The 26,719-nt window shown below is 74.8% G+C and carries 22 protein-coding genes; 5 read left to right on the top strand and 17 right to left on the bottom strand.

Going from position 1 to position 26,719, the window contains the following annotated elements; translation table 11 throughout:
- The 3 genes from ACFVVX_RS36695 to dxr form a co-directional block, all read right to left on the bottom strand.
- Positions 1 to 305, bottom strand: a 305-nt coding sequence (locus ACFVVX_RS36695) for a flavodoxin-dependent (E)-4-hydroxy-3-methylbut-2-enyl-diphosphate synthase (RefSeq protein WP_387952362.1), incomplete at its 3' end; no start/stop codon positions are given.
- Between the two features lie 144 nt (positions 306 to 449).
- Positions 450 to 1,754 (bottom strand): M50 family metallopeptidase, encoded by a 1,305-nt coding sequence (locus ACFVVX_RS36690; protein ID WP_387952360.1) that lies wholly within the window; start codon positions 1,752 to 1,754, stop codon positions 450 to 452.
- A gap of 70 nt (positions 1,755 to 1,824) precedes the next feature.
- Positions 1,825 to 3,069: a 1-deoxy-D-xylulose-5-phosphate reductoisomerase gene (dxr, locus tag ACFVVX_RS36685; protein ID WP_387952358.1), complete on the bottom strand. Its 1,245-nt coding sequence runs from the start codon at positions 3,067 to 3,069 to the stop codon at positions 1,825 to 1,827.
- A gap of 68 nt (positions 3,070 to 3,137) precedes the next feature.
- Between dxr and ACFVVX_RS36680 the strand changes: the two genes are divergently transcribed.
- The gene (locus tag ACFVVX_RS36680) at positions 3,138 to 3,803 is read left to right on the top strand and encodes an SDR family oxidoreductase (protein WP_387952356.1); all 666 of its coding nucleotides are present in this window, start codon (positions 3,138 to 3,140) and stop codon (positions 3,801 to 3,803) included.
- A 70-nt stretch (positions 3,804 to 3,873) separates the two neighbouring features.
- On the opposite strand, the gene ACFVVX_RS36675 is transcribed toward ACFVVX_RS36680, so the two are convergent.
- From ACFVVX_RS36675 to ACFVVX_RS36665, 3 genes are all read right to left on the bottom strand, one after another.
- Positions 3,874 to 5,316 carry an aldehyde dehydrogenase family protein gene (locus ACFVVX_RS36675; protein WP_387952354.1) on the bottom strand — a complete coding sequence of 481 codons (1,443 nt, stop codon included), beginning with the start codon at positions 5,314 to 5,316 and terminating at the stop codon, positions 3,874 to 3,876.
- Positions 5,317 to 5,475: 159 nt separating this feature from the next.
- Positions 5,476 to 7,041, bottom strand: a complete 1,566-nt coding sequence (locus tag ACFVVX_RS36670; protein WP_387952352.1) for a PucR family transcriptional regulator — start codon at positions 7,039 to 7,041, stop codon at positions 5,476 to 5,478.
- Between the two features lie 219 nt (positions 7,042 to 7,260).
- On the bottom strand, positions 7,261 to 9,318 hold the full coding sequence (locus ACFVVX_RS36665) for an ATP-binding protein (protein WP_387952350.1): 2,058 nt from the start codon (positions 9,316 to 9,318) through the stop codon (positions 7,261 to 7,263).
- A gap of 301 nt (positions 9,319 to 9,619) precedes the next feature.
- Here ACFVVX_RS36665 and gabT point away from each other — a divergent pair, with 301 nt between their 5' ends.
- Both gabT and ACFVVX_RS36655 read left to right on the top strand, forming a co-directional pair.
- Positions 9,620 to 10,975: a 4-aminobutyrate--2-oxoglutarate transaminase gene (gabT, locus tag ACFVVX_RS36660; protein ID WP_387952348.1), complete on the top strand. Its 1,356-nt coding sequence runs from the start codon at positions 9,620 to 9,622 to the stop codon at positions 10,973 to 10,975.
- Between the two features lie 444 nt (positions 10,976 to 11,419).
- Positions 11,420 to 12,094 carry a phosphatase PAP2 family protein gene (locus ACFVVX_RS36655; protein ID WP_387952346.1) on the top strand — a complete coding sequence of 225 codons (675 nt, stop codon included), beginning with the start codon at positions 11,420 to 11,422 and terminating at the stop codon, positions 12,092 to 12,094.
- Here ACFVVX_RS36655 and ACFVVX_RS36650 read toward each other — a convergent pair.
- The gene (locus tag ACFVVX_RS36650) at positions 12,091 to 12,426 is read right to left on the bottom strand and encodes a DUF2218 domain-containing protein (protein WP_387952344.1); all 336 of its coding nucleotides are present in this window, start codon (positions 12,424 to 12,426) and stop codon (positions 12,091 to 12,093) included. The genes ACFVVX_RS36655 and ACFVVX_RS36650 overlap by 4 nt on opposite strands.
- Positions 12,427 to 12,640: 214 nt before the next feature.
- Here ACFVVX_RS36650 and ACFVVX_RS36645 point away from each other — a divergent pair, with 214 nt between their 5' ends.
- Positions 12,641 to 13,255, top strand: coding sequence for a MarR family winged helix-turn-helix transcriptional regulator (locus ACFVVX_RS36645; protein WP_387952342.1), 615 nt, complete (start codon positions 12,641 to 12,643; stop codon positions 13,253 to 13,255).
- Here ACFVVX_RS36645 and ACFVVX_RS36640 read toward each other — a convergent pair.
- Complete coding sequence (locus ACFVVX_RS36640; RefSeq protein WP_387952365.1) at positions 13,146 to 14,087, bottom strand: EamA family transporter; 942 nt, start codon at positions 14,085 to 14,087, stop codon at positions 13,146 to 13,148. The two genes, ACFVVX_RS36645 and ACFVVX_RS36640, sit on opposite strands and share 110 nt — an antisense overlap.
- A gap of 106 nt (positions 14,088 to 14,193) precedes the next feature.
- On the opposite strand from ACFVVX_RS36640, the gene ACFVVX_RS36635 reads away from it, so the two are divergent.
- A complete protein-coding gene (locus tag ACFVVX_RS36635; RefSeq protein ID WP_387952340.1) occupies positions 14,194 to 15,102 on the top strand; it encodes a LysR family transcriptional regulator in 909 nt (302 codons plus the stop codon).
- 71 nt (positions 15,103 to 15,173) lie between these two features.
- Here the strand turns inward: ACFVVX_RS36635 and ACFVVX_RS36630 are convergent, their stop codons facing one another.
- The 9 genes from ACFVVX_RS36630 to ACFVVX_RS36590 form a co-directional block, all read right to left on the bottom strand.
- Complete coding sequence (locus tag ACFVVX_RS36630; RefSeq protein ID WP_387952363.1) at positions 15,174 to 15,926, bottom strand: ZIP family metal transporter; 753 nt, start codon at positions 15,924 to 15,926, stop codon at positions 15,174 to 15,176.
- A gap of 292 nt (positions 15,927 to 16,218) precedes the next feature.
- Positions 16,219 to 17,853: a restriction endonuclease gene (locus ACFVVX_RS36625; protein ID WP_387952339.1), complete on the bottom strand. Its 1,635-nt coding sequence runs from the start codon at positions 17,851 to 17,853 to the stop codon at positions 16,219 to 16,221.
- Positions 17,854 to 17,966: 113 nt separating this feature from the next.
- Positions 17,967 to 19,682 carry a hypothetical protein gene (locus ACFVVX_RS36620; protein WP_387952337.1) on the bottom strand — a complete coding sequence of 572 codons (1,716 nt, stop codon included), beginning with the start codon at positions 19,680 to 19,682 and terminating at the stop codon, positions 17,967 to 17,969.
- Positions 19,683 to 19,979: 297 nt separating this feature from the next.
- Positions 19,980 to 20,294, bottom strand: coding sequence for a cupin domain-containing protein (locus tag ACFVVX_RS36615; RefSeq protein ID WP_387952336.1), 315 nt, complete (start codon positions 20,292 to 20,294; stop codon positions 19,980 to 19,982).
- A 144-nt stretch (positions 20,295 to 20,438) separates the two neighbouring features.
- The gene (locus ACFVVX_RS36610) at positions 20,439 to 21,095 is read right to left on the bottom strand and encodes a YigZ family protein (RefSeq protein ID WP_387952335.1); all 657 of its coding nucleotides are present in this window, start codon (positions 21,093 to 21,095) and stop codon (positions 20,439 to 20,441) included.
- 82 nt (positions 21,096 to 21,177) lie between these two features.
- Complete coding sequence (locus ACFVVX_RS36605) at positions 21,178 to 22,467, bottom strand: DUF6986 family protein (protein ID WP_387952333.1); 1,290 nt, start codon at positions 22,465 to 22,467, stop codon at positions 21,178 to 21,180.
- Between the two features lie 132 nt (positions 22,468 to 22,599).
- Positions 22,600 to 24,141: a DUF2637 domain-containing protein gene (locus tag ACFVVX_RS36600; RefSeq protein WP_387952331.1), complete on the bottom strand. Its 1,542-nt coding sequence runs from the start codon at positions 24,139 to 24,141 to the stop codon at positions 22,600 to 22,602.
- Positions 24,142 to 24,408: 267 nt separating this feature from the next.
- On the bottom strand, positions 24,409 to 25,074 hold the full coding sequence (locus ACFVVX_RS36595; RefSeq protein WP_387952329.1) for a LuxR C-terminal-related transcriptional regulator: 666 nt from the start codon (positions 25,072 to 25,074) through the stop codon (positions 24,409 to 24,411).
- Positions 25,026 to 26,435, bottom strand: a complete 1,410-nt coding sequence (locus ACFVVX_RS36590; RefSeq protein ID WP_387952327.1) for a histidine kinase — start codon at positions 26,433 to 26,435, stop codon at positions 25,026 to 25,028. Before ACFVVX_RS36590 ends, ACFVVX_RS36595 begins: the two co-directional genes overlap by 49 nt.
- Between the last annotated feature and the right edge of the window lie 284 nt (positions 26,436 to 26,719).

Raw genomic sequence — 26,719 nt, 5'->3', positions numbered from 1 at the left:
TTCGGCTGGAAGTGGATGTCGGCGATGACGGGGATGTGGGACTTCTTCGCGATGATCGGCAGTGCGTCGGCGTCGTCCTGGGAGGGGACGGCGACCCGCACGATCTGGCAGCCGGAGGCCGTGAGCTCGGCGATCTGCTGCAGCGTGGCGTTGATGTCCGAGGTCACGGTGGTGGTCATGGACTGCACCGAGACGGGGGCGTCGCCGCCGACCGGTACGTTGCCGACCATGATCTGCCGGGAGACACGGCGCTTGGCGAGCGGCTTGAGCGGCAGGGACGGAATACCGAGCGAGATCGCGGTCATGTGCGCAGGGTTCCCCGGGGTTGAGGTGTCGGTCGATCCGGCCCGTTGACAACGGCCGGGGCCGGGCGCGGCGATGAACGCGCGCCCGGCCACCAACGGTACGGCACGGCGGTGGCCCCGAGCACACCAGCCGTACCCGGCCGACTAGCTGATCTTGACCGGGTTCACCAGGTCCGCGACCAGCACGAGCAGGGTGAATCCGATGAAGACACTGGCCACCACGTAGGCCAGCGGCATCAGCCGGGCCACGTCGAACGGGCCCGGATCGGGCCGCTTGAACAGCTGTGCGAAGCGGCGGCGGACGCCCTCCCAGACCGCACCCGCGATGTGGCCGCCGTCCAGCGGCAGCAGCGGCAGCATGTTGAACAGGAAGAGCGACAGGTTGATCCCGGCCAGCAGGTTCACGAAGGTCGCGATCCGCTGGCTGCCGGGGATGTCGAGCGAGAACACCTCGCCGCTCACCCGGGCCGCGCCGACCATGCCGATCGGCGAGTCCGCGTCGCGCGGGGTGCCGTCCACCACCGAGTGCCACAGCCCCGGGATCTTGCCCGGCAGGGCGATCAGCGACTTCACGCCGCCCTCCGCCATGTCGTACATCCGGTCGAGGGATTGTCCGAAGCCCAACCGGACGACACCGCTGGTCGGCGTGAAGCCCAGGAAGCCCGCCTGCACGGTCTGGCCCTTGAGCGGGATGCCGTTGTCGCCGTACTTCTGGACGTCGTTGACGGCGATGGTCGGGTTCAGGGTGACCTGCTGCCCGTCGCGCTGGACCACGATCGCCACGGTCTTCCCCGCCGACCTGCGGATGTCCGCCTGGAGCTGCTCGTAGCCGTGGATCCGGTCGCCGTCGAAGGAGACCACCTTGTCGCCGGGCCTCAGCCCGGCCTTGGCCGCCGGGGTCTGCGGCGCGTCGGCCGGGCAGCTGTCGGTCGGCTGGCCGGCCTTGACGATGCACTGCGAGACGGTGCCGATGGTCGGCACCGCCATCGAGACGCCGAAGCCCATCATCACCGTCAGGAACAGCCCGAAGGCCAGGACCAGGTTCATGAACGGGCCGGCGAACATCACGATGACGCGCTTCCACGGCTTGCGGGTGTAGAAGAGCCGGTCGTCGTCGCCGTCCTGGAGCTCCTCGTAGGAGGCCTCCCGGGCGTCCTCGATCATGGTGCGCCAGGGCGAGCTGCTCCGCTTGGTGATCCGCCCGTCCTCACCGGGCGGGAACATCCCGATCATCCGGATGTACCCGCCCAGCGGGATCGCCTTGATGCCGTACTCGGTCTCGCCCTTGCGGCGCGACCAGACGGTCGGGCCGAACCCGACCATGTACTGCGGCACCCTGATGCCGAACAGCTTGGCCGTGGAAAGGTGGCCGAGCTCGTGCCAGGCGATCGAGATCAGCAGCCCGACCGCGAAGACCAGGATGCCGACCACCGTCAAAACCGTTGCCACCGCTGGTCCTCCGTCATGCCACTCCGCTCGTCGTCTTGTCTTGCCGCTTGTCCTGCCGCGGCCGGAGCCGTCAGCCCGCCGCCAGCTCGCGGGCCCGGGCGCGGGCCCAGTCCTCCGCGTGCAGGACGTCCTCGACCGTCAGGGAAGTTCCCGCCCCGGTCCGGCCGCCCCCGTACTGTCCGTGCTCGGCCACGACCTTGGCAACAGTGTCCACGATCGCGGTGAAGGCGAGGCGCCCCTTCAGGAAGGCCTCCACGCACTCCTCGTTGGCCGCGTTGAAGACCGCCGGAGCGGTCCCGCCCAGCGAGCCCACCTCGCGGGCCAGCTCCACCGCCGGGAAGGCCTCGTTGTCCAGCGGGAAGAACTCCCAGGTGGCGGCCTTGGTCCAGTCGCAGCCCGGCGCCGCGTCCGGCACCCGCTCCGGCCAGCCCAGGCCCAGCGCGATCGGCATCCGCATGTCCGGCGGGCTGGCCTGCGCCAGGGTCGACCCGTCGGTGAACTCCACCATCGAGTGCACCACCGACTGCGGATGGACCACGACCTCGATCCGGTCGAACGGCACGTCGTACAGCAGGTGCGCCTCGATGACCTCCAGGCCCTTGTTCACCAGGGTGGCCGAGTTGATCGTCACCACCGGGCCCATCGCCCAGGTCGGGTGCGCCAGCGCGTCCGAGGGGGTGACCCCGGCCAGCTGCTCCCGGCTCCGGGTGCGGAACGGGCCGCCGCTGGCGGTGACCACCAGCTTGCGGACCTCGCCGCGGGTCCCGCCGGCCAGTGCCTGGAACAGCGCGGCGTGCTCGGAGTCCACCGGCACGATCTGGCCGGGGCTGGCCACCGCCTTCACCAGCGGGCCGCCGACGATCAGCGACTCCTTGTTGGCCAGCACCAGCACCCGGCCCGCCTCCAGGGCGGCCAGCGTCGGCGCCAGGCCGATCGAGCCGGTGATGCCGTTCAGCACCGAGTGGCACTCCAGCGCGGCCAGCTCGGTCGCCGCGTGCGGACCGGCCAGCACGGCGGGCAGCGGACGGCCGGCGGCCTTCGCGGCCAGCGCCTCGCGCAGCGCCGGCTCGGCGGCCGGGTCCGCGACCGCCACGGTGTGCACGCCCAGCTCCAGCGCCTGCTCGGCCAGCAGGTCCACCCGGCCGCCGGCCGCCGACACGGCGACCACCCGGAACCGGTCCGGGTTGCGGCGCACCACGTCGATGGCCTGGGTGCCGATCGAACCGGTCGAACCGAGGATCACCAGCTCCCGGGGTGCCGAAGGGTCCTTCACCACGGGAGTGAAGCCGAGCTGCGGGTGGGCGAGCGAAGTCATGGGCCCCATTGTGTCCTGCCGACCGCCTCCACAGGACGCCGGGCGCCACCCCGGTTACGGTCGGAGCCATGCGTACCGTCATCGCAGGGGGCCACGGACAGATCGCGCTCCGGCTGGAGCGGCTGCTCGCCGAGCGCGGCGACCGGCCCGCCGGGATCATCCGCCGCGCCGAACAGGCCGCCGACCTGGTAGACGCCGGGGCCGAGCCGCTGCTGCTCGACCTGGAGGCCGCCGGCGCCGCCGAACTCGCCCGACTGCTCACCGGCGCCGACGCGGTGGTCTTCGCGGCCGGTGCCGGCCCGGGCAGCAGCGCCGCACGCAAGAACACCGTCGACCGCGACGGCGCCGTCCTGCTCGCCGACGCGGCCGAACTGGCCGGGGTGCGGCGCTACCTGATCGTCTCCTCGATGGGCGCCGACGCCGGGGCGGTGTACCCCGCCGACCCCGTCTTCGAGACCTACCTGCGGGCCAAGGGCGCGGCCGACGACGCGGTACGGGCCCGTACCGCGCTGGACTGGACGGTGCTGCGGCCCGGTGCGCTCACCGACGGCCCGGGCACCGGCCTGGTCCGGCTCGCCGCCTCGGTCGGGCGCGGCCGGATCCCCCGGGCCGACGTGGCCGACGTGCTGGCCGCGCTGCTGCACGAACCCGGCACGGCCGGGCAGACCCTGGAGCTGGTCTCCGGCGACGCCGCGGTGGCGGAGGCCGTCGCGGCGGCCGCCGGACACGTCTGAGGCGCGGCGGGGAACGCCGAAGGGCCCGGCCGCCGCAGCACGCGCGGTGGCCGGGCCCTTCGGACGTCCGTCAGAGGTCGAGGCCGGTGAGGACCAGGACCTTCTCGACGGTGTAGTCGTCCATCGCGTACTTGACGCCCTCGCGGCCGACGCCGGAGTCCTTGACGCCGCCGTACGGCATCTGGTCGGCGCGGTAGGACGGCGCGTCGCCGATGATCACGCCGCCGACCTCCAGCTCCCGGTGGGCGCGGAAGGCGGTCTGCAGGTCGCGGGTGAACACGCCCGCCTGCAGGCCGAAGGCGGAGTCGTTGACGGCGGCGAAGGCCTCGTCGGTGCCGTCCACCCGGTGCAGCGACAGGACCGGGCCGAACACCTCGGCCTTGGCCAGGATCGCGTCGGCGGGCAGCTCGGCCAGCACGGTCGGGGCGTAGGTCGCACCCTCGCGGGTGCCGCCGGTGAGCACCTTGGCGCCCTTGGCGACCGCGTCGTCCACCCAGGACTCCACCCGCCTGGCGGCGTTCTCGTCGACCAGCGGGCCGACGTCGGTGGCGTCCTCGTTGGGGTCGCCGGTGACCTGGGCCTGCACCTTGGCCACGATCTTCTCCACCAGCGCGTCGTAGACGGACGCGTCGGCGATCACGCGCTGCACCGAGATGCAGGACTGGCCGCCCTGGTAGTTGGCGAACATCGCGATCCGGGTGGCGGCCCAGTCCAGGTCGGCCTCGGAGGACCAGTCGGCGAGCACCACGGCGGCGGCGTTGCCGCCGAGCTCCAGGGTGGTGTGCTTGCGCGGCACCGAGTCCATGATCTGGTAGCCGACCTTGTCCGAACCGGTGAAGGAGATCACCGGCAGGCGCGGGTCCTGCACCAGGGCGGGCATCCGGTCGTTCGGCACCGGCAGGACGCTCCAGGAGCCGGCCGGCAGGTCGGTCTCGGCCAGGATCTCGCCCAGCACCATCGCGGAGAGCGGGGTGGCCGGGGCCGGCTTGAGGATGATCGGGGCGCCGACCGCGATCGCCGGGGCGACCTTGTGGGCGACCAGGTTCAGCGGGAAGTTGAACGGGGCGATGCCCAGCACCACGCCGCGCGGGAACTTGCGCACCACCGCGAAGCGGCCCACGCCGCCCGGGTCGGTGTCCAGCCGCATGGTCTCGCCGTTGGTGCGGCGGGCCTCCTCGGCCGCCCAGCGGAAGACGGAGACGGCGCGGCCGACCTCGCCGCGGGCCCACTTGATCGGCTTGCCGTTCTCGGCGGTGATCAGCCGGGCGATCTCCTCGGTGCGCTCGGCCAGCCGCTTGGCGACGTGGTCCAGCGCGGCGGCGCGCACGTGCGCGGGGGTCGCGGCGAACACCGGCAGGGCGGCGACGGCGGCGTCCAGCGCCTCCTCGACCTGGGCCTCGGTCGGCACGCTGACCTTGCCGACCAGACGGCCGTCCCAGCTGTTGTGCACCTCGAAGTCGGCGTCGCCGCTCGCCCGGCGGCCGGCCAGCCAGAACTCGTACGTGGTGGTCACGGTGGTACCGGCCCTCTCCTCGTCGTCTCACGGCCCCACGACCGTGGGAGCCTGAACCCGAGGGTAGGGGCGGCGGCGCGCCGACCGGATTGGCCACGAAGTAGCGTTCGACCTCGCTGTCACTCCATCCCGTCCAGCCCCCGCCCCGGCGCCGGAGCCCTACTCCTCGCCGGAGCGCAGCGCCAGCCAGAGCTCCATCCGGACGTCCGTGTCGTCCAGGGACCGCCCGAGCAGCTCCTCCACCCGCCGCATCCGGTAGCGCAGGGTGTGCCGGTGCACGCCCAGGTCGGCGGCGGCCGCGTCCCACTGCCCGTGTCTGGACAGCCAGGCCCGCAGCGAGGCCACCAGATCGCCGCGCGCGGTGCGGTCGTGCTCCCGCAGCGGGCGCAGCAGCCCCTCCGCGAAGGCCGTCACGGCCTCCTCGCCGAGCAGCGGCAGCAGCGATCCCGCGCCGACCTCCTCGTGGTCCACCGAGCGGCGGCCGCCGCGCAGTGCCACCGCGAGCGCCCGCTCGGCCTGGGCGTAGGCGGTACCCGACTCCTCCAGCGCGGCCGGTGCCGAGACGCCCAGCGACAGGCCCTCGTGCTCCTCCACCGCGCCGAGGCAGGCCCGGTGCACGGCGCCGTTGTCCAGCGCCAGCACCATCAGCCGCGGCCCGTGGGCCCCCTCCTCGCGCGCCACCAGCAGCTTCTCGCCGACCCGGGCACCGGCCTGCTCGGCCCGGTCGCCCAGCTCGCCGAGCGACTCGGCGGCGTCCACACCCTGGCCGGCGCCGGCCACCAGGACCCGTATGGTGCCCTCGGGCAGACCGCCGAACAGCCCGGCCGCCACCAGCCGGGCGGTCGCCACCTCGCCGGCCAGCACCATCCGCAGCAGCGCCGCGCCCATCCGCTCCTCGGCCTGCCGCAGCTCGCGCGAGCGCTCCAGGGTGAGGGTCAGCAGCGCCACCGCCGCGTTCAGCACGTACCGCTCGGTCGGGGTGATCCGGTCCTCGGTGCCGACCGCGAGGAAGCCCCGGGCCCGCCGGTCCGCGCCCAGCGACTGGACCACCACGTAGTCCTCGTCCGCGGTGTCTATCCCCGGCGAACGGCCCTGCAGCGCGGCGCTCGACGGCGCCGGGCGGCGGCGCAGCCGGTCCACCTCGGCGGCCAGCCGGCCGGCCCGGCGGGCCGCCCAGTCCGGAGCCACCACGGAGAGCGCGCCGGACCCGTCGTACAGCGCCGCCCAGCCGCCCAGCCGGGCCGCCAGCCGGCGGACCACGGCCGTGGTGCCGTCCTTGCCGAGCGCCGCCCGGGTCAGCTCCTCCTGCGCCTCGAAGCTGGTGGTCACCGCCTCGTACTGCTCCGCGGCGAGCGCCGCCGAGACCACCTTGCTGATCGCGATGAACGGCGTCGGCTCCGGCACCCGCAGCAGCGGCAGCCCGCGCTGGGCGGCCGCGTCCACCAGCGGCTGCGGCACCTCGGTGTGCGAGAGGCCGACCCCGAGGCCCAGCCCCACCACGCCCGCGTCGGCCAGCCGGTGCACGTACGCCTGGAGCCGGGCGGCGGTGCGGCCCAGCTTGATACCGGTGGTGAGCAGCAGCTCGCCGCCCTCGAGGAACGGCGTCGGGTCGTCCAGCTCGCTGGTGTGCACCCAGCGGACCGGCCGCTCCAGGTGGTCCGCGCCGGCGAGGACCGTCAGATGGAGCGAGGTGTTGCGAACGACGGAGGCGAGTGTGGGAGGCATGGCACCTTCGAGGGGGAAACGACCTGGCCGCGCCGTTGCGGCCGGGCGAGGAGAGGGCTGAGGGGGTGGTGAGGGTCTCTCCCTTTCATTATGGACGCTCCGGACAACGGGCACTGCCGAATCCACCTCGACGGCGATACGGCGCCGTTCCCTACCCGCGGCGGGGCCGCCCCTCGCTCACGGGCCGCTGCTCCCAGGCCGCTACTCCCGCGCGGGCCGTTAGCCGTGCTGCGCGGGCCGCTCCTCGCGCAGGTCGACCAGGAGCGGCGGCACCTGCTCGCCGGAGACCGCCGTCAGCGACACCACCGCGTGCCCGGCCGGCAGCGCGTGCGCCAGATCCGAGGACGACCAGCGCAGCCGCTCCACCTCGCGGGTGGTCACGGACTCGGTCTGCGCCGTGGTGCCGGAGAGCGCCTTGCGGCCGAGCCGCCCGGCCCGCCGCAGGACGCCGCCCGAGGTGTCCGGGGCGTGCGTCACCGCCGTCTCGCTGACCAGGTGGGTGCCCCAGGCCTCGGAGAACAGCCGCCCGTCCCACGGCGCGATCCCCGGGAACGCCATCCGGCAGCCGACCGCACCGAACAGCGGCGCCCGCAGCGCCTCCGGCAGGTCCACCAGCGTGCGCAGCAGCAGGACGGCGCCCGCGTGGGCCCCGCGCATCCGCTGCAGCCCGCGGACGATGTGGGAGTCCAGCGCCGCCGAGGCGTCGTCCACCACCAGGCCGGCGAACAGCGAGCGGTCCTCCCGGGCCGCCGCGGCCTGCACGAACTGGCCCACGACCAGGCGCGACAGCATCCGCGCCGCCTCCGGGTGGCTGCGCTCGGGCAGCTTCACCCGGACCCGCAGCGGGTGGTCCAGCACCCGCATGGCGAACGGCGGGCGGCCCGTGCCGTCGGTCGCGAACGCCCCCTCGAACGCGGGCCGGTCCAGCAGCGCCAGCCGGTCGGCCAGCAGCGCCCCCGGGTCGTCCGCCCGACCGCGCTGGCGCTCGCGGTGGTCCAGGTCCCGCTCGTAGGCGCTCAGCCGGCCCGCCGCGCGCAGCGCCTTCACCAGCGCCTCCAGGGCCTCCGGCTCGCCGCCGAGCAGCGCCCGCAGCTCGCGCACCCCCGGGTAGCGGCCGTTCGCGGCGTGGAACGGTCCGACCACCTGCTGGAGCGCCGTCCGGGCACTCTCCGCGCGGGCCGTCAGCTCGTCCGGCAGCAGCGCCTCGGCCAGCCGGGCGGCCGCCTCGTCCGGATCCTGCGCCGCGCCGTACAGATCCAGGCCGTACGCCGAGCGGGTGTCCCCGGGGGCGATCACCACGTCGTACCAGGCGTCCGGGCCGAGGTCCGCGTCCGCCGCCCCGATCACCACCGCGCACGCCGTCCCGGCCAGCGCCTGCAGACAGAGCGCCTCGGCCACCGGCCGGGCCAGCCGGGCGGACTTGCCCGTCCCGGCCGGGCCGACCGCCAGCAGCGAGGTACCCAGCAGGGCCGGGTCCAGGGCGAAGCCGGCGGCGCGGTGCGTCAGCGGATTCTTCGGCACGTCCTGGGTGGTGCCGAGGCGCACCTGACGCAGCAGCAGGTCGTGCCGCTCCGCCCGGCCGGGCAGCTCCCGCACCTCCGAGGGGTGCGCGAAGGCCGCCGCCCCGCGTGCCGTCACCTGCTCCACGAACGCCGGCACGAACACCCGGTCCGCCTGCGCCGACTCCCAGGCCTGCTGGATCCGCACGTAGTCGACGTCCCCGACCGCCTCCGCGTCCAGCCGCCCCGCCGCCACCGCCGCCCCACCCCGCCGCAACGCCCCCCAGGGGTCGGTCGGCCGCGCCGCCTCCGCCGCCCCGCCCTCCTCGGTGGGCTCCGCCTGTGTCACGGTGCGCGAGAGCAGCGGCGCCGCGAACCGCCGCCACACCTCGGTCCAGCGGCCCATCCGGCCGAAGACCTTGATCACGACGGTGATCACCGCAGCGTTGGCGACCAACAAGGTGATCATGGCTTCGGACTCCGACGGCTCGGCCAAGGGTCCGATACCGGTCTGCGTGCCGAACCACACCAGGAGGTAGGTCAGCAGCTGTGTGCCGTAGAGATAGGTGAACCACCCCACCACCGCGTTCAGCCCCGCGCGCAGGAGGAGGGGCCAGGTGGGGACCTTGGCGTCCTCGGCGCGGTCGGGGTCTATCTGCCGGTAGCCCTGGCGGTAGACCCCGGGGGCGGCGTCCGGGCGGGGGGCGGCGACCCAGGCGGGGAGGTCGAAGGCGGGAGCGGCGGTTCCGGCGGGCTGCCGGGGAAGTTGGTGGGGCATGGTTGTAGGGGGTGTGGCGGTGGTCCGCTCGCCGTGTTCCCGTGCCCCGTCCAGTCCCATGTACGGCCCCGCTCCCTCGCCCGCCCGGCCCGACCGTCGTCGGTCCCGCCATACCCATGCCGCCGCACCGGCGACACGCCCGCGCTCAATGTAGTGGAGCGGAGCCTGCGGGTAGTCGCACCACCTGCGCTGGCCGCCTCGGACAAGTCGGACGGCCCAGTGCTACCGAGTGGCGCATGCCCGGCCGGGGAGGGCGGCCGTAGCCTGCGAATCACCGAGCCGAAGAGTCTGGAGAAACCCCATGAGCGCCGCAACGCCGCTCCCGCAGGAGCGCCGCCTGGTCACCGCGATCCCCGGTCCAAAGTCGCAGGAGCTGCAGGCCCGCAAGCTGGGTGCGGTGGCGGCCGGCGTCGGCACCACCCTGCCGGTGTACGTGTCCCGCGCCAACGGCGGCGTGCTGGAGGACGTGGACGGCAACTCGCTGATCGACTTCGGTTCCGGCATCGCCGTGACCAACGTCGGCAACAGCGCCGAGGCCGTGGTGGCCAAGGCGACCGAGCAGCTGGCCGCCTTCACCCACACCTGCTTCATGGTGACCCCGTACGAGGGTTACGTGGCCGTGGCCGAGCAGCTCAACGAGCTGACCCCGGGCGACCACGACAAGCGCACCGCGCTGTTCAACTCGGGCGCCGAGGCCGTCGAGAACGCGGTGAAGATCGCCCGCGCCTACACCAAGCGCACCGCCGTCGTGGTCTTCGACCACGGCTACCACGGCCGCACCAACCTCACCATGGGCCTGACGGCGAAGAACATGCCGTACAAGCAGGGCTTCGGCCCGTTCGCCCCGGACATCCACCGCGTGCCGGTCGCGTACCCGTACCGCTGGCTGACCGGTGCGGAGAACTGCGCCGCCGAGGCCGCCGCGCAGGCGATCGACATCATCAACAAGCAGATCGGCGCCGAGAACGTCGCCGCGATCATCATCGAGCCGATCCAGGGCGAGGGCGGCTTCATCGAGCCGGCCAAGGGCTTCCTGCCGGCCATCGTGGAGTACGCGAAGGCCAACGGCATCGTGTTCGTCGCGGACGAGATCCAGACCGGCTTCTGCCGCACCGGCCAGTGGTTCGCGTGTGACGACGAGGGCGTCGTGCCGGACCTGATCACCACCGCCAAGGGCATCGCCGGCGGTCTGCCGCTGGCCGCGGTGACCGGTCGCGCCGAGATCATGGACGCCGCGCACGCGGGCGGCCTGGGCGGCACCTACGGCGGCAACCCGGTGGCCTGTGCGGCCGCGCTGGGCGCCATCGAGACCATGAAGGAGCAGGACCTCAACGGCAAGGCGCAGCGGATCGGCGAGATCATGCTGGGCCGCCTGCGGGCGCTGCAGGAGAAGTTCGCCGACCACGACTCGGTGCGCATCGGCGAGGTCCGCGGCCGCGGCGCCATGATCGCCGTCGAGCTGGTCAAGGCCGGCGGCAAGGAGCCGAACGCGGAGGCCACCGCGGCCATCGCCAAGGCCTGCCACGCCCAGGGCCTGGTGGTGCTGACCGCCGGCACCTACGGCAACGTGCTGCGCTTCCTGCCGCCGCTGGTCATGCCGGAGCACCTGCTGAACGAGGGCCTCGACATCCTGGAGAACGCCTTCGCCGCCGTCTGATCCGACGGCGCCCGAAGGGCGACACACCCGCCGGAGGGATGTCCGGACAGCGCTGAACGGCCCGTGGGGACCTTGGTCCCCACGGGCCGTTCGGTTGTGTGCGGGGCCGGTCGGCCACCTGTGCGGGCCGCCGGGGAGGGCGTCCGCCGGGCGGTGAAGATGCTGTGCTGAATCGCTGAAGCCGCTCGGTGCGGCAAAGCCGTTGACGTAGTGTCATGACAGATGGACAGCGAGCCCCAGCCATTGGCGGATTCGTCCGCGGCACCGCCCCCACCGGCGGCTCCGCACGGCGGTCGCGAGGACAACCAGGCCACCGCGGAAGCGGCGGCACACACCGAAGGCCGATCGACCGACCGTCCGACCCACACCCCCCGGGGCGCACGGAACGGCGATCATCACAGCCGCCCCGGAGCTCTCCCCCCTGCTCCGGGGCGGCTACCTCGCGTGGTCGGCCGGTTCGCGGCCTCGCCCGCGCTGCCGCTGCTGCTGGCCGCGGTGCTGGTACCGGTGTCCTGGCAGGTGGCGGTGGACGGTCCGCTGCTCGCTCTGGACCGCTGGGCCCGGCACGCCGTCCGGGAGGGCCGGCACGAGCTGCACAGCAGCCTGCTCAACCACCTCGGCGAGGCGCTGTCGGACCTCGGCGGTTCCGTCCCCGCCATCCCGGTGCTGCTGGCCGCGGGCGCCCTGGCCGCCTGGCGGTCGTACCGGGCGGGGGTGCGGCGCTGGTGGTCCCCGGTGGCGGTGGCGGTGCTCACCGCGGGGCTGATCCCGCTGCTGGTGGTGCCGGCCAAGGCCTGGTTCGCCCGGCCCGGGCCGCTCGGGGTGCCGCTGGCCCCCGACCAGTGGGGCTGGTACCCGTCGGGGCACACGGCGACCGCCACCCTGTCGTACGGCGTGGCCGCGCTGCTGGTGGGCCGCACCCTCGGCGCCCGTGCGCGGTGGCGCCTGGACGCGGGTGCCGCGCTGCTCGCCGCCGGCGTCGGGCTGGGGCTGGTCTGGAGCGACTACCACTGGTTGCTGGACGTGGTGGCCAGCTGGTGCGTGGGCGGTCTGGTGCTCTGGGCCCTCGTCCGGTGGCTCCCGGGCGGCCGGCCCCGCAGCGCGCCCGGCAGCTCCTAGCCCTCGGCGGGTTCCTCGTTGCGGTGCACGAGGCCGGGCTCGCCGTTGTCGCGCTGCCACTCGACGACCAGTTCGTCGCGGGCGCCGAAGCGGACCAGGTGGCGGCCGACCACGTCCTCCAGGCCGGACAGGTTCTCCTGCTCGCCCTCGACGGCGAGCAGCAGCGCGTCGGGGGAGGCCTCCAGGGTGGCGGTCCCGGCGCTGAAGGTCAGGGTGCCGCGGCCGGTCTCCTCGGACCAGTGGGCCTCGATCTTGCGGCCCATGTGGGCGGCGAGCTGCTTGGCGTAGCGGGCGGAACGGTCGGTGGCGACGCGGGCTTCTGAGCGGGGCACGGGCCCTCCAGGATTCGGGAGGGCTTAGGGCGCCCTCACTTGGATCTACGCTAACCCGAATAGTGAGCCAGGCTCAACAACTTTCGGTCCGCCATCGCCCGAGGCCCGCGCGGCGCCACGTTCCCGGCCCCCGGCGAGGTCCGGCCCCGGGCCCCGCCCCGGCCGCCGGACCGGCCGATACCCTTGGTCGGACGCCTGCCGAGGAGAGCCGCCCATGACCACCACGCCGACCGACGACGCGGCGAGCTCCTCCCCCTCCGACCCCGCCGACCCCTCCGGCGCTGCCGACCGTTCCGGCCCCGCCGCCCCCGCGGACTCGCCGGAGTCGCCGTCGGCCGTGCCCCAGGACACCACCGCCGAGCTCGCCGACGCGATGACCCGGGCGATCAAGCGGATCCGGCGCCGCACCGGCGAGCGCCTGGAGCCCTACGGCATCACCCCCGGTCAGGGCCGCGCCCTGCGCGCCCTCGCGCACGCGCCCGGCTGCGAGCTCCCGGGCCGGGCGATGCGGCTGAGCGACCTCGCGGACCGGCTGCACATCGCCCCCCGCTCGGCCACCACCGTGGTCGACGCCCTGGAGGAGGCGGGTCTGGTCGAGCGGACCCCGGATCCGGCCGACCGGCGGGCCGTCCGGATCGTGCTGACCGAGGACGGGCGCTCGGCGGTGGAGCGGATCGGGCAGGTCCGGCACGAGGTCGCCCAGGAGTACTTCGGCCAGGTCAGCCCGGCCGACCAGGACGTGCTGCTGCGAGTGCTGCGGTCCGCCGAGGCCGCCTACGGGGCCGCCAGGCCGCCGCGTCGGACAGCGCCCCCGGGCGCAGCGCGGTGATCCCGATCCCGACCACCACCAGCACTGCCGCGACGGCGGCCGGCAGGCCGAACCGCTCGCCGAGCAGCAGCCAGGCCGAGGACATCCCGAAGACCGGGACCAGCAGCGAGTAGGGCGCCACGGCGGTGGCGTCGTAGCGGCGCAGCAGGTGGCTCCAGGCCACGAAGCCGAACAGGGTGGAGACCAGCCCGACGTAGGCGATCGCGCCCAGGCCCGCCGGGGTGAGGGAGCGCAGGGCCGCCAGGTCCGCGGCCGGCCCCTCGACCAGCAGCGAGAGGCCGAGCAGCGGCAGCGGCGGGACGGCGCTGACCCAGACCATCCAGCGCAGCGCGTCGGGCGGCGCGGCCCGGCGGGTCAGCACATTGGACAGTCCCCAGGCCAGGGCGGCGAGGACGACCAGGACGAACCCGCCGAGCGGGCCGCCTAGGCCGTGGTCCACGGCGCTCAGCCCGATCCCGGCGAAGGCGATCGCCAGGCCGGCGAGCCGGCGGCCGCCGGGGCGCTCGCGCAGCAGGACGGCGGCGAACAGCGCGGTGAAGACGGCCTGGCCCTGCAGGACCAGCGAGGAGAGCCCGGCCGGCATCCCGGCGTGCATGCCGAGGAAGAGCAGGCCGAACTTGACCACCCCGAGCACCACGCCGACCGCGAGCACCCACCGCCAGGCGACCCTGGGCGGACCGACGAAGAAGACCGCGGGGACGGCGACGACCGCGAACCGCAGGGCGCAGAACAGCAGCGGCGGGAAGTTCTGCAGTCCGACGTGGATGAGGACGAAGTTGAGGCCCCAGACGGCCGCCACCAGGACGGCCAGGGCGATGTGACGCGGACTCATGATGCCGCTCGGGGCGGCGGGTGCTGCGGTCATGCCCCGAGCATGACCGGCACCGACCGTGTAGCACCAGCGACGAGTTCTGAACCCCACGGTTTAGCATTGCTGCATGATGGATCTGGGACGCCTGCGGGCGCTGCACGCGGTGGCCGTGCACGGTTCGGTCGGCGGGGCGGCGGCCTCGCTCGGTTTCACGCCGTCGGCGGTCTCCCAACAGATCGCCAAACTGGAGCGCGAGACCAGGACGGTGCTGCTGGAGCGCCAGGGCCGCGGGGTGGCGCTGACCGACGCGGCGCGCGAACTGGCCGCCACCGCGCAGGCGGTGCTCGGGCTGGTGGAACAGGCCGAGGTGCGGCTGGAGGAGCAGCGCGGCCAGGCGGCCGGACGGCTGCTGGTGGCCGCCTTCGCCACCGGCGCGCGCGGACTGCTGCCGGGCGTGCTGGCCGACCTGCGGGTGCGCTGCCCGGAGCTGGACGTGCGGCTGCTGGAGAGCGACCCGTACCCGGCGGCCGAGCTGGTGGCCCGGGGCGAGGTGGACCTGGCGCTGGTCCAGGACTGGCCGACCGTCCCACTGCCGGTGCAGGAGGGGCTGTCCCGCGCCGACCTCGGCGAGGACCCGGTGGACCTGCTGCTGCGCGCCGACCACCCGCTGGCCGCGCTCGCCGTGGTGCCGGTCGGGCGGCTCCGCGGTCAGCGCTGGATCAGCGTCCCGCCGGGCAACATCTGCCACGACTGGCTGGTGCGGACGATGCGCGAGGTCGGCGAGGAGCCCGACGTGCTCTACCAGGTGGGCGAGTTCGAGACCCAGATCGCGCTGATCGAGGCCGGCCTGGGGGTGGGCCTGGTGCCGCGGCTGGGCCGGGGCACGCTGCCGCCCGGGGTGGTGGCCCGGCCGGTGGCGCCGGAGCCCACCCGGCGGGTGTTCGCGCTCTGGCGCACCCAGGCCTCGCGGCGTCCGGCGATCACCGAGGCACTGGCCGCCATGCGCGGGCGGTGGGCGCTGCTCGGCAGGCCCTGACCGGACGGGCGCGACCTCTCGGCCGGAGCCGCCGACCGGTGACCGGCTGTCAGCTATCGGCCATCAAAAAGCTAGCCGGCGAAGCCGATCACCAGCCACATGAAGCCCACCCCGGCGAGCGTGCAGAGCAGGGTGGTGCGGGAGGGGTGCGGGCTGTGCGCCTCGGGGAGGATGTCGGAGGTCGCCAGGTAGAGCAGGAAGCCGGCGAAGAACCCGAGGTAGAGGCCGAGCAGGTGCTCGGGGATGGTGAACAGCAGGGTGATCCCGGCGCCGGTCACCGGGGCGAGCGCGTCCGCCGCCAGCAGGGTCAGCGCCCGCCGCCGGTCGTTCCCGTACAGCCGGGTGATCGTGTAGGTGTTGAACCCGTCGGCGAAGTCGTGGGCGACCACGGCGATGGCGACCACCGTGCCGACCGTGCCGCCGGCCTGGAAGGCCGCGCCGATCGCGAAGCCGTCCATCACGCTGTGGCCGACCAGCGCCAGGGCGGCCGTCAGACCGATGCCCTGCTGCCCGTCCCGCCGTTCGTGGACATGGCCGTGCGGGTGGGCGTGGGCGGGCTGATGGCCGTGGGTGTGTTCGGCGTACTCGTCCTCGTGGCCGCGGTGGATGGCGACCGCCCGCTCCACGATGTGGATGGCGAGGAACCCGGCCGCGAACATCAGCAGCGCCTGCGGGACGCCGTGGATCTCCTCGGGTGCCTGGTGCAGCGCCTCCGGCAGCAGGTCGAAGGCGACCACGCCGAGCATCAGCCCCGCTGCGAAGCCGAGCACCAGATGGCGCCGGTCACCGGTGTGCTGGGCGACGTACCCGCCGATCAGCGTCATCAGGAACGCCCCGGCGGCGACCAGGATCGCGGTCACCCGACCTCCCCCCTACCGGGCGGTCTGCCCATCCCGTCTCCCCCGTGTCACGCCCGTCACCGGGCCGATCACCCGACCGGTGCCGGGCGCCCGTGCGGGCCGCCGTCCGCGACACCGCCACCCGGCCGGGCCCCGGCCGCACCGGACCCCGCGCCCCCAGCCTCGGGCCCGCCCCGCCGGTCCGCCCGCCGAGCGGGCCGTCGGGGTGACCGCCACGAACCGGGTGCGGGGGCGGGGCGGCCGGCCCTCGCGCCGCTCAGAGGCCGGCGGCGAGGGACTGGCCCAGGTGGCTGTGCGCGAGTTCGCGAACGCCGTCGCCGTCGACCAGGTGGATGTGCTGGTGGCCCTCCTCGCCGGTCAGGTCGAGGGCCGCGTCGGTGAACCGGCCGGTGGTCAGTCGCAGGCCCCGTTCGGCGGCCTCCTCCCGGACGGCCTCCGCCAGCGTCCGGATCTCCTCCTCCGCCACCGGCTCCTCGCCCCGGGAGGCCCAGACCACCCAGCGCCCGGGCAGCGCACTGCCCGGCGGGCCCTCCCCCGTGGCGACCAGCCCGGCCGGGCCGCGCAGCCGCACGCTCCACTGGGCCAGCCCGCCCCGGGTGAGCAGCTCGCGGACCAGCTGCGCGAACTCGTTCGCCGAGAGGTCCGGCGCCGTGGGCACCGCGGCGCCCGCCAGTGCGGCGGGCTCGACGCCGGCCCGGGCGTACGGGTCGGGGGTGACGGCCGCGCCGAGCTGGCGCAGCCGGACCAGGGCCTCGTCCTGTTCGGAGTCCGCGTAGACGCCTTCGCCGTCGTGCTCCTCGTAGGGCGCGGCGGGCGGCAGCAGCCTGGTCCGGGCCAGCGCGTCCCGGTCCGCGTCGACGCTGACCAGGCAGAGCGGCTCGGCGCCCGGCTCGCGCAGCCAGCCGTTGAGCACCACCCCGGCCAGTATCTGGTCGGTGTCCACGGCGTCGGCCGCCTGCAGCGCGCGCAGCGCGAGGCGGGCGACCAGCCGCAGGTAGTCGGTGGCCCGGTCGGCCGGCGGGCGCGGTACCGGGAGGATGTCGCCGTCCGGGCCGAGCCGGTAGCCGGCCAGGGAGGGCACCAGGTCCAGCGGGGGCAGGTCGAGGTCGAGCACGGCGGTCCGGGTGAGCGGGCGGAAGACGGCCCGGCAGGGCGCGGGCAGGTCCTGGGTGGCGGTCTCGGCGGCGGCCAGCGCCCGCTCCAGCAGCGACTCCACGGCCGCGGGCTCCGCCAGCCGGTACGCCCGCCGGCACTCCTCCAGGCTCTGGTTGTACTCCTGTACCGCGCGTGCCCGGGCGCGCTCCGCCTCCTCGTGGGCGCGCCGGGACTCGTCCGCGGCCGAGTTGACGGTCTCCGCCTGCCGGGTGCGCCACCCCCGCAGATCCCGCTGGTGGGCCAGCCGGGCCTTGGCCAGCTCGCGCTGGTAGCCGGAGTCCAGCAGCCGGCGGGACGGTGGGGCGTCCGGGTCGGCGGCGGGCGGCTCGGCGGGTGCGTAGTCCGCCCAGCGCGGTTCGGCCTCCTCCTCGTCCGGCTCGGCGCCGTCCACCGTGTAGGGGCGCGGCTCGTAGCGGCGCAGCTGGCTCTCGAAGTCCATGGCGGAGACCGGCAGCGCCGCCCGGCGCAGCAGGCCGGCGAGCCGTTCGTGCTCGGCCTGGACGGTGACCGTGCGGTGGTGGGTCAGCGCGGCGGCCCGGGCGTGGGCCGCGACCGACTCGTCGCCGCCCGGGTCGGACGGGCCGTCACCCGCAGCGCCGTCCCGGGCTCCGCTCGGCCCGGCCGCCGGTCCGCCCTCCGGCCCGTCCGCGCCGAGGTCGCGGAAGACCGAGGCCAGGAAGCCCGGTTGGGGGACCGTGGCAGTACCGTCGGGCTGGCCGTCTGCTGAGTACTGCATCGGTGGTCGTTCCCCCATGCTCGTCCGGCGCCTGCCCGGGGCGGCGGGCGACCGCGCGGCCCGCCCCTGCTGGACATTGTCCACCGAACGGGCGCACCGGTCAGCCAAGCCTCTCAGTTGGTCCGGGTGTTGGTCAGGTGCAGGCCGATGTAGCCGACATAGATCCGGCCACTGCCCGAGCAGTCGTCGAGGTAGTGCAGCCTGGGAGCCGTGCGGCCGCCGCCGATCCGCAGGTGCGCCCCCATGAACGCGCGCCGGGAGGCGTCCACGCATTCCGGTACCGGCAGCATCCGCTCGCGCTTCCACTTGGTGTGGCTGAACACCGTCTGGGACTCCCCCCGCACGGCCTTGCGGGGCGGGAAGCGGTGGCAGCCGGCCGGGGTGCGCTCGCACCACTGCTTGAAGTCGCCGCCGGCCTCGCCGCGGACCGCCGCCTCGGCGTACTCCTGAAGGGCGGTCAGGCCGTCCCAGGTGAGCCTGGCCCAGCCCGCCCCGGCGCACTGCAGTTCGTCGAGGGCGAGCGCGCTCTTCTGGTCCCCGGTGAAGGTGAGCAGCGGGAACTCGCCCAGTCTGGTCATCAGCTCGGTGAAGGTGTCGGGGGTCTCGGGCAGCCCGTCGGCGCCCTCCGCGGCCCGGCTGCTCCGACTTCCCCGGTCGGCATGGTCGGCCGCGACCGAGGGCCCGGCCGTGCCGCCGGGGCCGGAGCAGAGCCGGTTGGCCAGCCCGCGGACCTGGGTGCCGACGTGGCGCAGCCCGCCGCCCGGCTCCTCGCCGGGGGTCGGCAGCAGGCGCCCGCGGCGGCGCGAGCGGCGCAGACTGAGCCGGACCCGCTCCAGCTCGTCGGCCCTGGCCTGCTGCTCGGCGTGGTCCTGCCGCTCCTCGTGGGCGCGCGCCGCCAGCTCGGCCCGGGTGTCGTCGTCGGCCGGGCTGGTACCGGGACGGGCCTGGGGCGAGGGCACCCGCAGGACGGGGACGGCGGCGAGCGGCGCGGGCAGCGGCTGCTCGGCGGCGATCCGGCGCGGCTCGCGGGCCAGCAGCCCGGCCGCGCGGCGGATGTCCTCCTCGATCCGGTGGCGGGCCAGCACCGGGTGCCGGACGCCGTCCTGCCGGGAGGCCGGGTCGACCTCGGGCAGGTAGGTGCGGACGGCGCCGCCGTAGACGCTGTGGTACTCCAGCGCGACGTTGAACTCCGTGCGGGCGCCCGGGTCCAGGACGTAGGCGGTGGCGAGGCCGGGCAGCTGCTGGCAGAGCGGGCGGACCACCTCGGCGACCCATTCGTCCAGCCCGAGGTGGACCGGGACGCTGGCGACCACGGTAGGCAGCCGGCGCTCCGGGTCGCAGAGCTCGTCGATGAGGCCGTCGACCTCGCCGGCGGTCAGGACGCGCGGTGCGAGGTGCACGGCGGCCGGCCCGTCGGTGGCGTCGAGCAGCGGCAGCAGGGTGCGGGCGAGCTCGGGCACCGGCACCCGGCAGGGGGTCCGTACGCCGCTGCCGGTGGTGTGCGTCTCGGCCTCCAACCGGACCCAGGTGGGGCCCTCGGCGCCGGTCGCTATGGTGAGCGTGAGCTGGTGGGTGCCGTGCGGGGCCGGGGTGCGCAGCCGGCGGCGGTCGTAGCGGCCGGTGTCGGGGCCGCCGCGCAGCGGGCCCTGGTCGCGGTCGAGCAGGACGCGGTCGCCGAGCCGCAGGCGCTCGGCCGGGGCGTCGGGGCCGAATGGCTCCGGAGGACCGGGCGGGGGCTCCTCGCAGCCCTCCTGTTTCAGCCAGGCGCCGAGCCGCTGGTCGGCCAGGGCGACGGCGTCGACGTGTGGGAGCGCCGTGGTGACGGTCATCCGATAAGGCGTCGCGGGGCCCCGGGGGCCGGGTAGGCCGGCGTGGGCGGGCGACGGGGAGCGGTCTGAGGTCATGCGCATACCTCCGTGGTGCGGGGTGGGGTCTGTCGTCCTCCATCGATGGGTTATTCGTCCGGTTCGGCCGGATCCTTGCCCAGGAAACGCCGTGGCCCGGAGAGGAAGTTCCGACTCCGGGCCACGTCAATACGTTCGAGTGAATCTGCTCAAGCCGGACACCCTGGCGGCCCGCCATCTGCATAGGCCGCCGCCGGGGGCGCGGCCGGGCGTCCCGGCGGCTCAGCCGTCGCCGTGCTCGGCGCCGCTGCGGCTCCACGCCGGTTCCGCCACCGGCACGGCCAGCGGGCAGCCCTCCGGGCTGTCGTAGGAGGCGATCAGCACCACCGGTTCGACGCCCAGGTTGCGGCCGATGTGGACGTGCACCGGCCCGGCCTCCTCGACCAGGGAGTCCCCGGCCCGGCTGACCTCCACCCGGCCGTCGTGCAGGGTGCGCGTCAGCGTCCCGGAGAGCACCACCACGTCGACCCGGCCCGGGTGGTAGTGCCAGCCGGTGCTGGCCCCCGGGGGCAGGGTGATGGTCTGGACGACGGGCATCGCGGCTCGGCTTCCTGGTCGGCGGTCGGCCCAGGCTAGGCAGCCGCGGCGGGCCCCGACACGGCTGGGCACCGAACTGTCCGAAAGAATGTCCGAAACCCCGGGCCGGTGCGGGCACCTGTGCGGATGCCGACCGCGCACCGTTCAGACCGGCACCTCGACGTACGTCCGCCCGGCCGCCACCGCAACCGCGGTACCGCCGGTCGCCTCGGCCAGCCAGGTGTGGAAGGCCGCCACCCCGGGCTCCGGCACGCCGACCTCGATCCGCACCCCGGCCGCCTCGTACGCCAGGTCGCTCACGGTGTACCCGGCCGCCCGCAGGTCGTTCTCGACCCGCCCGGCCCTGGTGTGGCCGGCCGTCACGGCGAGCAGCGCCACCGGCCGCCGCTCCACCAGCCCGACCTCGTCCACCGCCTCCGACACCGCGCTCCCGTACGCCCGCACCAGGCCGCCGGCGCCGAGCTTGATCCCGCCGAAGTACCTGGTCACCACGGCCGCGGTGTCGGTCAGCCCACGCCGGCGCAGCACCTCCAGCATCGGGACACCGGCCGTGCCGCCCGGTTCGCCGTCGTCGCTGGAGCGCTCGCGGCGCTGCTCGTCGCCGACCACGAAGGCGGTGCAGTTGTGCCGGGCGTCCCAGTACTGCTTGCGGATGCCCGCGATGAAGGCCTGCGCCTCGTCCTCGTCGGCGACCCGGGCGAGGTGGCAGATGAACCGGGACTTCTTGATCTCGATCTCGTGGCTGCCCGCGCGCCGGATGGTGAGGTACTGCCTGGGGGTCGGCTCCGGCGTGGCGGACATGGCGCGGCGGTTCTCCCGGAAGGACGGCGAAGGCTGGCGGGGCCGGGACGATCCGTCCCGGCCCCGCCAGCCTAACCCTCGGTCAACGGCCGGCCAGCGCGTCCAGCTGCGCACGGTCCAGGCCGGTCAGCGCGGTCACCTCGGCCGGGTCGACGGCCCCGCAGTCCAGCCCGCGCAGCACGTAGCCGCTGAGCGCCCGGGCGGTCGCGGGCTCGTCCATCACGTCGCCGCCCGCCTTGGCGACATACGCGGCCAGCCGGGCGGCAGCGGACCCCAGGCCCTCCCGGTAGAAGGCGTAGACGGCCGCGTAGCGGGTCGGCAGGTGCGCCGGGTGCATGTCCCAGCCCTGGTAGTAGGCACGGGCCAGCGAACGGCGGACCAGGTCGTGGTGCAACTTCCAGGCGGCGTGCACCTGCTCGGTGGAGCCGGTCGGGATGACGTTGGTGGAGCCGTCGGAGAGCCGGACACCGGTGCCGGCCGCGGCCACCTGCATGACCGCCTTGGCGTGGTCGGCGACCGGGTGGTCCATGCTCTGGTAGGCCGCGCTGACCCCGCAGGAGGCGCTGTAGTCGAAGGTGCCGTAGTGCAGGCCGGTGGCCCGGCCCTCGGCGGCCTCGATCATCCGGGCGACGGTGGCCCGGCCGTCGGGGCCCAGGATGGCCTGGGTGGTCTCGATCTGGATCTCGAAGCCGATCCGCCCGGCCGGAAGCCCGGCGCCGCGCTCGAAGTCCTCCAGCAGCCGGACCAGGGCGGTGACCTGCTCGGCGTAGGTCACCTTGGGCAGGGTGAGCACCAGGCCCTCGGGCAGGCCGCCGGCCTGCAGCAGGGTCGCCAGGAAGAGCTCCAGGGTGCGGATGCCGCGATCGCGGACCGCCGCCTCCATGCACTTGATCCGGATGCCGATGTACGGCGGAGCACTGCCGTCGGCCACCGCGGCGGCGACCAGCTCGGCGGCCCGGACGGCGGCCGCGTCCTCCTCGGCGTCGGGGCGCGGGCCGTAGCCGTCCTCGAAGTCGATGCGCAGGTCCTCGATCGGCTCGCGCTCCAGCTTGGCGCGGACCCGGGCGTGCACGTCGGCGAGCAGCGCGTCGTCCGCCACGCCGAGCGCGCGGGCCAGCTCGGCCGGGGTGCCGGCGTGGGTGTCGAAGGCCTCCAGGGCCTGCCGGCCCCACTCGCGCACGGTGTCGGCGGCGAAGGCGTCGGCCGGGACGTAGACGGTGTGGACCGGCTGGCGGGTGCCGGAGTCGCCGGGGTAGCGGCGGGCCAGGTCGGCGTCGACCGGCGCGAGGAGCGCGTCCACCGCGGCACGGGCGGCGCCTGAGAACGCGGCTCCGCCCGTCGGCCCGCTGCCGTCCGCCTCGACCTGCGACATCCGTACTCCTCCGCGCCGTGCCGGTCCGTGCCGGACCAGCGCTTCAACAGTTTGTTGAGGCGAAGGTAGCCCCGCCGGGATCGGGCGTCAATGGCCGACCGAGCGGTGGACCGGCCGAACGGCCCCGTCGGGTCAGTCCCTCCCGGCGGAGACGTAGCGGTCGCGCAGCTCCGGGAACAGCTCGGCGACGTCCTTCGGGTTCACCGAGCCGTCCGGGAGGGTGCCGGCCATGCCGTACTCCTTGGTCAGCCAGGCGGCGAGGCGCTGCGGGTCCGGGTGGTTGTCGAAGGTGTCGATGTAGCTCACCAGCGCCTCGAAGCAGAGGTCGGCGTCCAGCCGCGCCCGCGCGGGAGCCTCCAGGCCCTCCACCGCGCCCCGGTCCGCGGGCTCCTCCTCGCGGTCGGGCTCCCCGGCGTGGTCGGCGTACGACTCCTCGCGGGACGGCGGGACGGGCAGCGGGGCCTGCACGGTGGCAGGGGCGGAGGCGGCGGCGACCGTCGCGACGGCGACCGGGGCCGGCGGCGCGGTGGTCACCCGCGGCGGCTTGAACCAAGGCGAGGCCTGGCCCGGGACCCGGCCGGCGGCGCCGTCGTCCGGCTGGCCGACGGTCCGCACCGGCCGCTCGGTCCAGACGTTCAGCTCCTCGTGGAGCACCGGCGGAGCCTGCTCGGCGGCGCCCGCCGGCTCGTGCTCGGCGCGCCGACGCACCGCGGCGAGCTTGGCCAGCATCGGCACCGCCACGTCGGGGGCCACCGCCGCGGGCGCGGGCTGGGCCGGTTCGGGCTGGGCCGGGGCCGACTGGGCGGACACAGGCTGGGCGGACACGGTCTGGACGGGCACGGGCTGAGCCGACGCGGGCTGGACGAACACCGGCCGCGCAGCCGCGGGGACGGGCTCCGCGGTGGCCGACACCCCGGCGGTCGGCGCTATCGCCACCGCGGCGGCATCGGCCTCCCGCAGCTCCGCGGCCGCCCGGGACTCCGCCACCGTGCGCGCCTCGTCGTCCAACCGGTCCAGCACCGACGGGTCCAGCGGCACGCCGTACTTGGCCAGCTTCAGCGGCAGCAGCGCCTGGATCGGCGCCGAGCGCCGCCAGCCGCGCCCGTAGCGGAAGCGCAGCTGCGCCCGGTACACCAGGCGGTTCTGCTCCAGCCGGACGACCTCGTCGTAGGAGCGCAGCTCCCAGAGCTTCATCCGCCGCCAGAGCCGGAAGGTCGGCACCGGGGACAGCAGCCAGCGCATCATCCGGACCGACTCCATGTGCCGGTCCGCCGTGATCGCGGCGATCCGGCCGACGGCGTGCCGGGAGGCCTCCACGACCACCACGAAGAGCACCGGGATGACCGCGTGCATGCCCATCCCGAGCGGGTCGCCCCAGGAGGCCGCCGCGTTGAAGGCGATCGTGGCGACCGTCAGCAGCCAGGCGGTCTGCCGCAGCAGCGGGAAGGGGATCCGCAGCCAGGTCAGCACCAGGTCCAGCGCCAGCAGGACGACGATGCCCGCGTCCACACCGATCGGGAAGGCGTAGGAGAAGGCGCCGAACCCCTTCTCGACGGCCAGGTCCCGCACCGCGTTGTACGAACCCGCGAAGCCGATGGCCGAGATGAGGAACGCGCCGGCCGCGACCAGGCCGAGCAGGCCGCGGTGGGCCTTGGTGAGTGATGGGCGTGCCATTACGTCTATCAACCCCTGGGTGTCGGCTGCTGCCGTACGCTGCCTCGGCTGCCGATTCCCGCTTGTCGGGGCCCCGGACGGCTGAGCGACCTCCGGGCTCGGCCCATCGGAGTTTACTCGTACACCTGTTTCAGCGTTCTCGCAGCCCGGGGTGTCACCGCACGGCGCCCGCGGGTGCCGTGACCAGGCGATCCTCCGCCCGCGGGCGGAGACCCCGAACCCGCCCCGACGGGGCCGGACAGGGGCCCGCGGGAACCGGACGCGATGTCAGCCGACCTGCTGCGCCGTCCCGTTGAGGTAGGCCAGCACCGCCATCACCCGGCGGTTCGCGTCCTCGGCGGGGGCGAGTTCGAGTTTGGTGAAGATATTGGCGATGTGCTTGGCCACCGCGCCGTCGCTCACCACCAGCCGGGCCGCGATCGCCGAGTTGGAGCAGCCCTCCGCCATCAGCTCCAGGACCTCGCGCTCGCGCGGCGACAGCCGCTGCAGCGGGCCCGGGCGGCGGGCGGTGCTCTGCATCAGCTTCGCGATCACGTCCGGGTCCATCGCCGTACCGCCGGCCGCCACCCGCCGCACCGCGTCGATGAACTGGTCGGCGTTGAACACCCGGTCCTTGAGCAGGTACCCGATCCCGCCGGTGCCGTCCGCCAGCAGCTCCCGCGCGTAGAGCTGCTGGACGTGCTGCGACAGCACCAGCACGGGCAGGCCCGGGATCTGCCGCCGCGCCTGGAGTGCGGCCTGCAGTCCCTCGTCGGTGAGCGTCGGAGGCAGCCGGACGTCGACCACGGCGACGTCCGGACGGTGCGTCAGCAGCGCCTCCTGCAGTTCCGGGCCGGTCTCGACCGCGGCGGCGATGGTGAAGCCGTGTGCCTCCAGCAGCCGGATCAGGCCTTCGCGAAGGAGGTAGAGATCCTCGGCGAGGACAACTCGCACGGCAGCTCCAGGGTGATGGTGGTCGGACCGCCCGACGTGCTGTCGATGGCGAGGACACCGTCGAAGGTACCCAATCGCCGCTCGATCCCGCGCAGACCGGTCCCCCGGGTGGGGTCCGCCACTCCGACACCGTCGTCCGTCACCGTGATCCGCAGCGTGCCGGCCCGGTAGAGGATGTCGACCCAGACCTGCTCCGCGCCCGAGTGCTTGGCCGCGTTGGCCAGCAGCTCGCAGATGCTGAAGTAGGCGGCGGCCTCCACCGGCGCCGCCGGGCGGTCCGGCAGGCTCACGCACACCTCCGTCGGCAGCGCGCTGTCCAGCGCCAGCGCCCGGACGGCGTCGCCCAGGCCGCGCTCGGCGAGCACCGGCGGGTGGATGCCGCGGACCAGGTCGCGCAGCTCCTGCAGCGCCCGGGCCGAGGACTGCCGCGCCTCGGAGAGGAGTTCGCGGGCGGCCGCCGGGTCGCTGTCCATCAGGTGCTCGATGGTGCCCAGGGTCATTCCGATCGCCACCAGCCGGGCCTGGGCCCCGTCGTGCAGGTCCCGCTCGATCCGCCGCAGCTCGGCCGCCTGGTTGCCGACCGCGTCCGCCCGGGTCTCGGTCAGCTCCGCCACCCGCTTGGTCAGCTGGGCGTGCGAGGCCCGGCCGTCCCGGTCCAGCACCCGGCGCGCCAGCTCCAGGTAGGCGCGCATCGCGAACGGCGCGAGCGCCACCCCGAGGGCCATCAGGGCCAGGCCCAGTACCACCGAGAGCAGGACCGCCACGGCGCCCGACTCGATGACGCCGTACGTCCGGTACTCCACCGGGGCCGAGAGCGCGTAGACCGCGCCGCCCACCAGCAGCGCGGCCGACGGCCCCGCCAGGGCCACCACCGCGACCGGGTTGACCAGCAGCCACAGGACCTCGGAACGGGTCGCCCCGTCCCGGGCGCCCCAGTGCAGCAGCTGCGCGAGCCGCGCGACGGAGTGGGAGCGGTGGTAGGAGTACCCGGTCCACCAGTGCCCGCGCTCGTCCGCCTCCAGGGCCGGCCGGGGGGTGTACTCGACGGGCAGCCGGACGCCGTACCAGCGCTCGAGCCGGGAACGCGTGCGCCCGGCGACCCGGCGCACGAAGAACCCGGCCATCGTCAGCCCGGCCACCGACGCCGCCAGCAGCGCCACCAGCGTCCCCGGGTAGTAGCGATCCAGGGCCGAGGCGACCGCCGCCCCGCCGAGGAGAGCCGCGAGGACCGGCATCGTGGTGGCAGGCACGGTTCCCAGCACCAGCAGCGCCAGCCGCCCCAGAGCCCGGACGCTGGAGGCGATGGCAGCCTCGGTCTGGGCGCGCACCGCCGCGCCACTCGTGCGACTCGCTGCTTCCACGGGTAACTCCTGATGCCGATACCGGTTGTCCTACGCCAGTGTTGCCTGCACCCGCCCTCGACGGCACTGGCCGTCCCACCCCGATTCCGGGGTGGACCTAGCACCACCCCGCGCACGATCCCGCGCGCAATCCCGCGCACCGCCCAGCCATCCGGCGGCCGGCCTGCGCGAACGCCCGCGAATGAAAAGGGACAAACGCAAAGAACCCCCACCCGGAATCGGGTGGGGGTTCTTCGGAATGATTGTTCGGCGGCGTCCTACTCTCCCACAGGGTCCCCCCTGCA

This window comes from Kitasatospora sp. NPDC058170 (assembly GCF_042883905.1).
In the GTDB taxonomy this organism is placed as follows: domain Bacteria; phylum Actinomycetota; class Actinomycetes; order Streptomycetales; family Streptomycetaceae; genus Kitasatospora.
This window is presented reverse-complemented; position numbering and strand designations above follow the sequence as displayed.